Below are 11,513 nucleotides of genomic sequence, written 5' to 3' on the forward strand. Positions count from 1 at the left end.
TAGTTTGCCGATTTCACGACGGGGTCGGTGCCGGATACGGACTTTTTGATCTGGAGGTGGAAGCGGGCGGCGTCGAGTGTGTCGGTCTGGTTGACGTACCAGACGGGTCCCTCGAAGTCGACCTTGGCGTATGCGTATATGTAGCCGCCGGAGCGCTTGGCGCAGAGCTTGACGTCGAAGTTGTAGTTGTCGGAGTAGGGACCGGAGTAGGCCGGGTTGTCGACGGAGGCGCTGCTGGTCTTGCAGTGGTAACTCGCCGCGGAGGCCGTGGTGGCGGTGGCCAGCGAGGTGCCGGTCACAACCGTGGCAGTGATGAGGGCCGAGGCGGCGAGGCGCTTGAGGCGGAGCATGTGGGGTGTTCCTTCGAGAAAAGTACGGGTGGGATGCTGGGGCGGTGAAGACCGTCGGCCGTGCCGGGCAGGTGCCTGAGGTCCGCCAGGTTCGAGACCGCCGCGCGCTTGTCGGAAAGCGCGGGTGGCCCGTAGCCGGTTGCAGGAACTCGCGAACCGTGGCACAGAGCCCGTTCTGACCTGCGGATCTTGAATCTACCTCCCGTCAATGGCAAGTTGATCTCGGGTTCAGCTGTCACTTGCCCGGACGCAGGGCGGGCTGGTGCGGTTGCGGCGTGCTGGCAGGGACCGTTCGCGACCCCTGGACGCAGCAGTGCTCCGGACGGTCAGCCATCCGGAGCAACCACCCCACTCAGGCAGGATTCTGGCGATTCCGCCAGCGCTTGTTGGTGTCGTTGACGGCCAGTTCTGCCTGTGTGAGGTCGACGTGCACGGTGATGCCGGGCCGACTCCCGACCTTGATCAGGAAGTTTCCGCGTCCGGGCGGGTCGGGGTCTGAGGAACATCCGCCCCGTAGTTCCGGACCGTGTTCGGGTTGCCGAGCGAGTCGAGGAACACGTCGGCCGCCGTCCGGACGGTCAGCGCCTTCCCGGTTGGCAGTTGCACGACGGTGGACACCGTGGCATCCGGCCACGGAGACTCCGCAAAAACCCGTTAGGCGGACGAGGGCGACCACTGCTACTTTCCCGGAGGCCGTGCGAGAGATCGAGGAGGTGGTACCCGTGAACGCAGTATTGACATGGGTGCTCCCCTCCGGGGTCACGGTCGGGCGATAGGCAGGTCGTCCGGGAGCGCCGTTCCAGTGCACTCCCGAAAGGCACGACCATGCATTTCACTTCCGAGCAGCGCCTCGACGACGGCGTCCTCGAACGCGAATTCACCCTCGGTGAGATCCCCGGCATCCTGTGGACGCCCGGATCTGCATCCGCACCGGCGCCGCTGATCCTGCTCGGCCACCCTCCCCTCGGGCTGCGCAAGATGTACCCCCGACTGGCGGCCCGGGCCCGGCACTCTGCGGCGGAGGGCTTCGCCACGGCGACCATCGAGCTCCCCGGAAGCGGCGACCGGCCCCGTTGGCCCGCCGCCGAGCAGGCGCGCGCCGACCTGCGCCGGGCGATGGAGGCTGGCGAGCCGGTCAGCGACGAGATCGTCGACGCCCTCATCCTCCCGCTGGTCGAAAAGGCGGTCCCGGAATGGCAGGCCGCCCTGGACGCCCTCCTTTCGTTGCCCGAGATCGGCGGCCCGGTCGGGTACTCGGGGGGAGTGATCTCCATCGGCATCCGTCTGGCGGTGGTCGAGCCGCGCATCGCGGCCGCCGGCTTCTTCGCCGGGAGTTTCGTGCCGCGCGCCATGTTCGAGGAGGCCCGGCAGGTCACTATTCCACTGCACGTCCTGCTGCAGTGGGACGACGAAGGGAACGACCGGCAGGCGGCCCTGGACCTGTTCGACGCCTTCAGCTCCAAGGAGAAGTCCCTGCACGCCCATCTCGGCGGGCACACCGGCGTCCCGCAGTTCGCGGGGGACGCCGCGGCCAAGTTCTTCACCCGACATCTGAAGTGAGGCCGGGCCGTCAGACCGGCAGCAGACGGTAGCTGATGTCGGCCGGCATGCCGCTCATCGAGGACAGGTCCCGGCCCTCCGCAGCTCTCTGCACCGTGGGCCCCTGCTGAACTCTCGGCAAGGGCCCGTGCTGCCTGAAGTCATGAACTGTTCGATTTCTCCAGAGCGTCGAGTGCTGCCCAACTCGTGCACAGGTGCTGTCGGTTCTCGGGTTCTGGCTCACTTTCCGTGGAGCAGTTACGAAGAGTCAGATCTTCGGAGCCATGCGATGGCGGTTCGGATGGGCGATGGTTTCCCGGCGGCGGTCGTCGACGCGGGCATGACGACACCGACCACCATTCGGTGCGCCCCCCCGTTACCGTCTTCGTTGGCTCCGCAATGGGGCCTCCGGCCTTCGGGTCCGGCATGACTTCCCCCTCCTGTTGTTCATAATCCGGGGGTGGTGTCACCGAGCCCGGAGGCATCGACGGACCGCTGATGAGGGGCTTGAGCACCGGCTTCACCCGAGCCGGAACAGCTCTCCGTAACGTGGATGTGGCAGCTCGGTGCCGTGGCAGGCCGGACGAAAGCGTGAGCGGAGGGGCCTGCACGTGATCGACACCGGCGGCATCGACGTCTTCCTCGGCCTGGACGTCGGCAAGGGCGAACACCACGCCACCGCCATCACACCAGCCGGGAAGAAGGCGTACGACAAGCGCCTGCCCAACACCGAACCCAAGCTCCGCGAGCTCTTCGCGAAACTCCAGGCCAAGCACGGCACCGTGCTGGTCGTAGTCGATCAACCAGCCTCGATCGGAGCTCTGCCACTGGCGGTCGCCCGGGACATGGGCTGCCCAATCGCCTACTTACCGGGCCTGACGATGCGGCGGATCGCCGACCTCTACCCCGGTGAGGCGAAGACCGACGCGAAGGACGCGTTCATCATCGCGGACGCGGCCCGCGCAATGCCGCACACGCTGCGGGCGATCGACGGCGAGGACGAGACGATCGCCGAGCTGGAGATGATCGTCGGCTTCGACGACGACCTGGCCGGCGAAGCCACCCGGGTCGCCAACCGGATCCACGGCCTGCTCACCCAGATCCACCCCTCGCTGGAACGGGTGCTGGGGCCGCGGTTGCAGCACCCGGCCGTCCTCGCCCTGCTGGAACGGTTCGGGTCCCCGGCCCAGATCCGCAAGGCCGGCCGACGTCGGCTGGTCACACGGCTGAGGCCGAAGGTACCGAGGATGGCCGAGCGGCTGGTCGAAGACATCTTCGCCGCCCTGGACGAGCAGACCGTCACCGTTCCCGGCACGGACGCGGCCGCACTGATCGTCCCAAGCCTGGCCGCCTCCCTGAGCGCCGTCCTCGACAAGCGAAAGCTGCTGGCCGGGCGGATCGAGGAACTGCTGGAGGCCCACCCTCTTTCGAAGGTCCTGACCTCGATGCCGGGAGTCGGCGTCAGGACTGGAGCCCGGATCCTCATCGAGGTCGGCGACGGCAGCACCTTCCCGACCGCCGGCCATCTCGCCGCCTACGCAGGCCTCGCCCCGGCCACCCGCAGTTCGGGCTCCTCAATCCGCGGCGAACAGCCCTCCCGGAGAGGGAACAAGCAGCTCAAACGGGCCTTCTTCCTCTCAGCGTTCGCAGCCCTGTCCGACCCGGCCTCCCGGGCCTACTACGACAAGAAAATCAGCCAGGGCAAGCACCACACCCAGGCCCTGCTCTGCCTCGCCAGACGCCGAGCCGACGTCCTGTTCGCCATGCTCCGCGACGGCGCTTTCTACGAACCGCGCCCGGCCAGTGCCTGACCGGCGTCTCCGTCAGGCGTCACCGCGGCGAGGAAGTGGGGTCCGCCCCCAGAGCACCAGCAGCTCCGCGAAGCGCCGGTCCTGCGAGGTTCCCGCAGCCAGCTCGCTCAGTGCATAGGCCGTGGTCTTGAAGCCGTCTCCATGGTGGAACTCCGCACCCCACGCACCAAGCCTCACCGAAGCCACCTCGTTCAGCCCCAGGCGGTGGGTCCCCCACGGATTGACCGCCACGATCCCGTCAGGGCCGACCTCAAGCCGGACTCTGAGAATCGCCCACCAAAAGAACAACGCAACGCCAACGGCCAGCCCTGACCACAACCCCGCCAACCGTGCCGTCTCCGCCCCCGGAGAAGAAACCCACCCAGCCCAACCGATGAGCGCCTTCACCCCTACGACAGCCGGCATCGCATAGCCCGCCGCGCGAGCCGCCCCACCCACCCGCCACACCGATACCGAGTCCCCACCCGTGTCATCCATGCCCGCATTGTGAGCCACACAGCTTGACCAAACACATAGGGGCACCCCCCATCGCTCAATGCCGGAGGGCGGGGCGGCCGACCCTCGGACTCGGGTGCGCCGCGCTCGGCTGACTTGCCGGAGAGGCACTCGGCGAGGACGTCCGGCCTGATATGGCGCTGTCCGGTCCATCCGTCGGTCTACTCCGCCAGGACCGCGGTGACCAGGCGGAGGACCGCGCCCCGGTCGGGGAAGAACCCGACGACATCGGCGCGACGGCAGGCTGACTCAGCTGGTGCGAGGGTGCTCAGCTTTCGGTCAGGGAGATCCTCCCCGCGTGCAGGCGTTCGTCTCCGCCGTCGAAGTAGGCGCGGTCACCGGAGATGGTGAGGAGCGGGTCCGTGCCGGTGGTCAGGGGGGCGTCTCCCAGCGATTTTCCGGTGCGGGGGTCGAGGGCCCGCAAGGTACCGGCGTCGCTGAAGTGGAGCGCGCCGCCGGTGAGTACAGGTGGTGAAGCCGCGCCGTTCGTTCCATACTCCCACAGCCGTTTGCCGGAGCTGGCGGTGAACGCGTACACGCGGCCGGCGCTGTCGTCGGTGTTGAATCTGGCCTTGACGCTGGCGTAGACGACGCCGTCGGCGACGAGGGGCGGGCCGTTCCATTCCGCGTCCTTGGATTTCGACTGGTACTTCCAGCGCACTTCGCCGCTGGAGGCGTCTGCGGCGTAGAACGTGCCCTCCTCACTGCCGAAGTAGACGGTGCTTTCGGCGACCGAGAGTGAGGTGACCTTGCCTCTGTTGCTGCCGCCGGTCTTGATCCGCCACAACTGGTCGCCGGTGTCTGCGTCCAGGGCGTAGAGGTAGTTCTCGTAGTCCTTTCCTCCGAGGCCGCAGTAGATCACTCCGTCTGCCACGGTGAGCGCGGTCGACAGGCCGGGGCTGACCGGGCGATTCCACAGCTCCTCACCGGTCTCGGCGTCCAGCGCGTAGAGGGCGGGCTGCCCCTTCGGCCAGGGGAGGGTGAGTAGGTAGACGGTTCCCTTGGCAGCAGCGACATTGGTGATCCCGTATTCGGTTCCCTTGGGAGCGGCGCCAGTTGAGGCGTCGTCAATCTTGAAACTCCACCGTCTGTCACCGGTGTCCGCGTCCACGGAGTGCAGCGCGCCTGTGGCTCCGCTGAAGGCATAGACAGCCCCGTCGGCAATGGTGACGGGGCGTGCCCCCTGCAACCCGTCGTACTTCCACATCTGAGTGCCGCCGGCGGTGTCGAGGGCGTGCAGGGTGCCGCCCTGGTCGCCGAAGTAGACCTTCCCGTCGACGATCAACGGAGGGCCGGCGGGATCCTCCTCGTAGGACCACAGCTCTTGGAAGGCCAGCTCCGTTGCCGCAGCGGTGGGTTCCTTGCCCTGGGCGTTGCTCTGGTCCCGGCGGGGGAGGCCGTCGGGCAGGAGCAGTGTGGCCGCGAGGACCGCCAGGACCGCGGCGACGGCGAGGCCGATCAGGGCGTGGCGCCGGGGCAGGCCCAGCAGTCGGCCGGCGGAAACCGGCTGAGGAGGCGGCGCGAGGAGCCCGGCCGCCGGGGCGGGCCCGATTGCCGCGGTGTCGACGGCGGTTCGGGACACGCCACCGGCTGGGGACTGTTCGGCGGCGGGTGGGGCGCCGGCAGGAGGCGCTGTGAGGGGTACGGTGCCGGTGGCCGTCTCCGGCAGCGGCGTCGCCTGAATGCGGGTGACCTCGGTGGCCACCGGTGCGGGAAGCCAGCCCGAACCGCTGATCACACCTTCCGTCGGGCGAGCCGCCGACAACTGGCCCAGTTTGTCGACCAGTTCCGGCACCGACGGGCGTTGCTTTGGATCCTTGGCGAGGCACCGGGCGACGACATCCGCGAGTCGGACCGGTACGTGGCTGAGGTTGGGTTCCTCGTGGACGACCCGATAGGCCACGCCGTGCGCGGCGCCGCCTGCGAAGGGTCCGCTCCCGGTCACCGCGTACACCAGGACCGCGCCGAGGGCGAACACGTCGCCGGCGGGCCCGACGTCTCTACCGACGAGTTGCTCGGGCGGCATGTAGCCGGGAGTGCCGACGGCAGTGCCGGTCAGGGTGAGTTTGGTGTCGTCGGCGGCCACCGAGATCCCGAAGTCGATGACGCGTGGGCCGTCGTCGGCGAGCAGCACGTTCGAGGGTTTCAGGTCGCGGTGCACCACCTCGGCGCTGTGGATGGCCTCCAGTGCCTCGGCCAGCGCGGTGCCCAGCGTCAGCACCGGCTGCTCCGGCCAGGCGCCATGTGCGGCGACTGCTTCGGTCAGGGACAGGCCGGGCACGTAGGCAGTGGCAAGCCACGGCGGGTCGGCCTCCGGCGCGGCGTCGACCACGGCGGCGGTGAAGAAGCCCGTGACGCGCTGTGCGGCTTCGACCTCGCGGGCGAACCGTCGCCGGAACCCGGGGTCGTCCACGAGCTCCTCCCGGACGACCTTCACCGCGACCGTCCGGCCGCCCGGCGACCGGGCCAGGTACACCCGGCCCATGCCACCCGAGCCGAGCCGGCCGACGATCCTGTACGGGCCGGCCTGACTGGGGTCTCCTGCCTCCAGCGGTGCGAACGCCGCCACCTGTCCTCCCTCACTGTCCCGTGCGCGGCACGGATCGACGTGTCCGATTTCGCTGTTACGCCGACGACTTGGCGACGGCTCGCAGGTGCGCGCTCCGACCGGTGCCAGATCACTGGGTACGTCGCTCCACAGCACCCTCGCTCATTGAGGGCTAGTTCACCAGCGAGACGGCGCGCAGTCGGTCGCCGTCCTCGAAGTAGACAGTTCCGTTGACGATGTACGGGCGCCACTGACCGCTGGAGGTCATCAGGTTCTCCTGCCACTTCGGTCGACCGCTGCGGGCGTCCAGGGCGTACAGCGTCCCGGTCTCGTCGGTGAAGTAGACGGTGCCGGCGGCCACCGACAAGGTGTCGATCTCATCCGTGTCCTGGCGGTGGCGCCACAGCGGCTTGCCGGTGCCGGCGTCGAAGGCCGACACGTAGGCGTCGTTCTCGAAGTAGACGACCCCATCGGCCACGACCGGGGTGTCCGCCCCGCTCGCGATCCGGGGGTTCCACAGCTTCCCGCTGAAGCCGCGCTGCCACACCTTCTGGCCGGTTCGGGCGTCGACGGCGTACAGGGTGCCGTTCCGGCCACCGCAGTAGACCGTGTTGCCCGCCGCGGCCGGTGCCGTGATCAGGGCACTGTCGGCCTCGAACGTCCACTGCTTCTTGCCGGTGCCGGTGTTCACGGCGAACAGCTCCTGGTCGCCATGGGCGTAGGCCCTGCTGCCGGCAACGGCGAAATCCCCCTCTACTGCCCCGGCGCCGAGCTGGTAGGTCCACAGGATCTTGCCGGTGCCGAGGTCCTGGGCCAGTAGGAAGCCGACGATGACGGAGTACGCCGCGTCGTCGAGGGTGGCAGGGGAGGTCAGGATGCTTTTGGCCTTCCAGCGTGTCTCGCCGCTGTCCGCGTCCGCGGCGTACAGGGCACGGCCGCTGATGTAGAAGAGCGTCCCACCGGAGGCGGAGACGACACTCGTGTCGTCCCCTTCCGCTTGCCGTTGCCACAGCCGGCTGCCGTCCCTGGCGTCCAGGGCCCGCAGGGTGCCTTGGTCTCCGCTGCTGAGGTAGACCGCGCCGTCCGCCACAGCATCCAGCGTCAGCTTGCCGTCCAACGGGCGGGACCACAGCTGTTTCGCCTTCGGTGTGCTGGGAGACTTCTCGTCGTCGCCACGCCCGAAGTCGTTCAGGAGTGCTGTCGTAGTGACGATGGCGAGGGTCGCGGCGATGGCGAGGCCCGCCAGAACGCGGCGCCGGGCCAGGCGTCTCGGGCCGCTGGGGGCAGGTGGCGCAGCGGCAGATGCGTCAGCGGGCTCCGCCGCGGGCGGGGCGGTCGCGGGAGCGAGCTTGAGGGTGGCCCTCTCCTCCTGGGCGGGTGCGGCGGCGTCCGGCAGCGGGGCGGCCTGGATGTGGGCAATGGCATCGGCCACTGGTCCGGGCAGCCAGTCGGCCTCCGTGAAATGGCCGTCGGGCCGGTGGCCCGGGACCTGCGCCAGCTCTTTCAGCAGCTCTGGCACTGCGGGCCGATTGTCCGGGTTCTTCGCCAGGCATCGGGCCGCCACCTCGGCGAGTCCGGACGGCAGGCCGCCCAGGTCGGGCTCCTCGTGCATGACCCGGTAGTTCACCGCATGCCCCGCGCCGTTTCCGAATGGGCCCGTGCCTGTCGCCGTATACGCCAGCACCGCACCCAGAGCGAATACGTCAGCGGCCGGGCCGGTCTTCTCGCCACGCAGTTGTTCGGGCGGGATGAACCCGGGGGTGCCGATCACCACGCCCGCCTCTGTGAGCAAGGTGTCCTCGGCCGCTACCGAGATTCCGAAGTCGATCACCCGGGGTCCGTCCGCCGCCAGCAGCACGTTCGACGGTTTGAGATCCCGGTGCACCACGCCTGCGCGGTGGATGGCTCCCAGCGCCTCGGCCAGCGCAGCCCCCAACTGTCGCACTGCTTGCTCCGGCCAGGCCCCGTGCTTGGCCAGAGCGTCCGCCAGGGACAGTCCGGGGACGTACTCGGTGGCCAGCCACGCCGGGCGGCCCTCCGGGGCGGCGTCGACCACTGCGGCGGTGAAGAAGCCCGATACCCGGCGGGCCGCTGCCACCTCCCGAACGAACCGCCGCCGGAACCCCGGGTCGTCCGCCAAGGCGGCCCGTACCACCTTCACCGCGACCATGCGTCCGCTTGGCGACCGGGCCAGGTACACCCGGCCCATGCCTCCCTGGCCCAGCCGTCCCGCCAGCCGGTATCGGCCGACCTGTTCGGGGTCCCCCGAAGTCAACGGTGCGAACGCCGCCACCACGCACCCCTCCTGTCATCTCGCCCGTGCGAGGATCCATCTCCCGTGTACAACGAAGGACTTGAGCAACACGACCATGGTTGCGGGTCCGAGGCCCCAGTATTCACGCCTCGGGAAACCCTTGTCAGAACCTCACTCCTCAAGGCCCGCTGGATCCGCCCCACCTGGCTCTACCCGGCAGATGGCCAGCCGCATGCCCATACCGCTTCTGACGGCTCTTGAAAGGTGGCCGTCCGCTGCGTGAGCCTTTGCGCAGGCGGGCGGCCCGGCTGTCGGTCTTCTCCGGGATCGTGTGCCGGATTCCCCGGCGTCGCGGGTACTCACGCCAGGGGTTATTGCTGTGGGGCCTTGTCGGCCGCGACGCTGTCGGGCTTGTTGCGGGGCCGGCCCGGCCCTGGCTTCAGGATGCGGATCTCGGGCCGCGGCTCGCCTGGATGAGCAAGGACCGGGTCGCCGAGCTGGTACTCCGTCAGGACCTCTTGAACGTGGCGGAACCTGCTGCTATGGCTGCACTGGAGGGAGACTTGAATTGTTGTCCGTCGACCAGCTCAATCGTGAAGCCTTCTGTTACGCGTGCAGCATGTGTTTCACCGATGCGTGGCCGCTCAAAGGTGAGCTGCGCTCCTCGACGAACTCGCCGGACCTACTCCCCGCAAAGGACCTCGTCGTGCCCGAGAGGCGACGTGGTGGCCAGTCACCTCGCGTGCATTGCGCGATGGACGGGACGTGCGGCGACCGGGTGTACGTGCTGGAGTGTGGCGAGGCAGGCCACCGGCCACCGAAAGGTGGACCGGAGGCTACTTTCGGTCAGCACCCCGCAGGACGTCTATCAGGTCCATCGGGTGCGTCAGCCTGTGCCGGAAGAGCCATGAGCCTGCCAAAAGGAGCGCCAGTCCGAGCAGAAGACCGTTGGCGCCGTCCGGCATGTTGACCATCGAGGAGATAGCCAGGGCACCGACACCGAATCCGGCGACGCCGAGCAGGCGCAACCACTCATAGTCAGTTGCACCTTCCACGGCGTCGACGTTATCAAGGAGTTGCCCAACGCGACCTTCGGCGTATCGCTCTGCGATGGTCAGAAACGCGTCAGCCAGCTCCTGGAGAACCAGGCCGAGGTCGGGGTCCGTGTACTGCCGCGCCTCCAGCGAGCGAAGCGCCGCAATCACCTTCGCGGCGTGAGCCTTCAAAGCGTGACGCTGGCGCATGCGCGCGGACCAAGAGTCGTATTCACATCGAGTTCGCCAAGCGTTCCGGACGACGTATTCGGCACCGCGGACAGAAACCCTGGGGGTATCCAAGGCGGGGCTGTTGCCCCACGCCCTCCACGTACGGGCGCAGTCGGCGGCGGTAAGCAGGAGTACCACAACCGGCCTGTAGCGCATTTCTTCGTCGGCTGCCGAGGGCTGCCGCGCGCGGAGTGGGCGAGGCTGCTGAGCGCCATGTTCCTGCGTCGCGGGCCGAGCCCCGTTCGTCAGTGCGATCACAAACGGATAGAGGGCCTTCAGCGCAAGAAGCAGCATCAAGATCATCACGATGTAAGCCAGAGGCGTGACGATTCCCCAAGAGGGAAGCTCAAGGGGCCAAAGACTCTTGACGGTTGAAGTGACCTCCGCCAGTTTGTCAGTGCCATACGCGCCGGCATCCTCCACTCCCTTGATCAATGAAGCTACGGGATTCAGCTGCTCGCTCGCCTGAGCACCGCTGCGCCCGGGGCCTCCGCCACCGCCGAGAGGAGGTTCCACGTCGTACTTTTCCGGATCCTTGATGAAGTCGACTATCGACTCGACGTTCATCAGGCAGGCCACGAGGAACGCCAGGACAACGGCTCGGGCCGGAATCGCCCACAAGGCTGCTCTCCACCACTTCAAAGTGGCCTCCACCACAAGGGGCCTCGCCCGCAGACCTCCATCGGGTAGCACCTCGGCAATGAGTGGAGCGACATGGCTGATCGTCCGGCTCATGAGCCTGCTGACGAGTTCGTCATAGCGGGCCTGTATGGCCGCCTTCACGCAGTGCCACCCGCGCCGAGCCGGCTCCCCCACCCTGCGGCGCAGCCATCTTCGGGCAGGCGCGTAAAGGAGCGCGGCGAGCAACGCCACACAGCAGAGTAGGAACAAGACACTGCGGATTACGGCTGAGATAGGCACGGCTTCAGTCACGCTGACTATCTTGAGCTACGACGCCGATGAGCCTGTGCCTACCAGAGAGTAGGCAAGCTGGTACAACACCGGCACCTGCCCTTCCCACAGCTACTGGCCTGCCCCAACTCAGCTGTCGGTCACAGGGAACGAACTCGATGTCGCGGCCCCGGCGGCTCGGTGGGTGGTCGTCGTACGGACGCGGCTCGGACCAGATGGAACACCTCGCGGGCGGCGTAGCGATTAAGAGGTCGTTTCACTTGGTGAGTCGGCGGTGGCAGATGAGGGTTGCGGCTATGCCGACGAAGGCGAGGAAGTGCTCGGGCTTGCGTTCATATC

The 11,513-nt window shown here is 68.0% G+C and carries 6 protein-coding genes and 2 pseudogenes; 2 read left to right on the forward strand and 6 right to left on the reverse strand.

What is annotated here, in order from left to right:
- Positions 1 to 350 (reverse strand): annotated as a pseudogene (locus tag ACGFU7_RS46320) (hypothetical protein); the annotation flags it as partial.
- A 483-nt stretch (positions 351 to 833) separates the two neighbouring features.
- Positions 834 to 968: pseudogene (locus tag ACGFU7_RS46325) on the reverse strand (site-specific integrase); the annotation flags it as partial.
- A 207-nt stretch (positions 969 to 1,175) separates the two neighbouring features.
- Between ACGFU7_RS46325 and ACGFU7_RS46330 the strand changes: the two are divergent.
- The gene (locus ACGFU7_RS46330) at positions 1,176 to 1,910 is read left to right on the forward strand and encodes a dienelactone hydrolase family protein (protein WP_393704672.1); all 735 of its coding nucleotides are present in this window, start codon (positions 1,176 to 1,178) and stop codon (positions 1,908 to 1,910) included.
- 590 nt (positions 1,911 to 2,500) lie between these two features.
- Entirely contained in the window at positions 2,501 to 3,700 is a 1,200-nt protein-coding gene (locus ACGFU7_RS46335) for an IS110 family transposase (RefSeq protein ID WP_393704673.1), read from the forward strand.
- 12 nt (positions 3,701 to 3,712) lie between these two features.
- Here ACGFU7_RS46335 and ACGFU7_RS46340 read toward each other — a convergent pair whose 3' ends face one another.
- The 4 genes from ACGFU7_RS46340 to ACGFU7_RS46355 form a co-directional block, all read right to left on the reverse strand.
- Positions 3,713 to 3,877, reverse strand: coding sequence for a hypothetical protein (locus ACGFU7_RS46340; RefSeq protein WP_393704674.1), 165 nt, complete (start codon positions 3,875 to 3,877; stop codon positions 3,713 to 3,715).
- 586 nt (positions 3,878 to 4,463) lie between these two features.
- Positions 4,464 to 6,764 carry a PQQ-binding-like beta-propeller repeat protein gene (locus tag ACGFU7_RS46345; RefSeq protein ID WP_393704676.1) on the reverse strand — a complete coding sequence of 767 codons (2,301 nt, stop codon included), beginning with the start codon at positions 6,762 to 6,764 and terminating at the stop codon, positions 4,464 to 4,466.
- Positions 6,765 to 6,915: 151 nt separating this feature from the next.
- Positions 6,916 to 9,036: a PQQ-binding-like beta-propeller repeat protein gene (locus ACGFU7_RS46350; protein ID WP_393704678.1), complete on the reverse strand. Its 2,121-nt coding sequence runs from the start codon at positions 9,034 to 9,036 to the stop codon at positions 6,916 to 6,918.
- A 797-nt stretch (positions 9,037 to 9,833) separates the two neighbouring features.
- The gene (locus tag ACGFU7_RS46355; RefSeq protein WP_393704680.1) at positions 9,834 to 11,045 is read right to left on the reverse strand and encodes a hypothetical protein; all 1,212 of its coding nucleotides are present in this window, start codon (positions 11,043 to 11,045) and stop codon (positions 9,834 to 9,836) included.
- Positions 11,046 to 11,513 lie beyond the last annotated feature (468 nt).

This window comes from Streptomyces sp. NPDC048473, from assembly GCF_043200155.1.
Classification (GTDB): Bacteria; Actinomycetota; Actinomycetes; order Streptomycetales; family Streptomycetaceae; genus Streptomyces.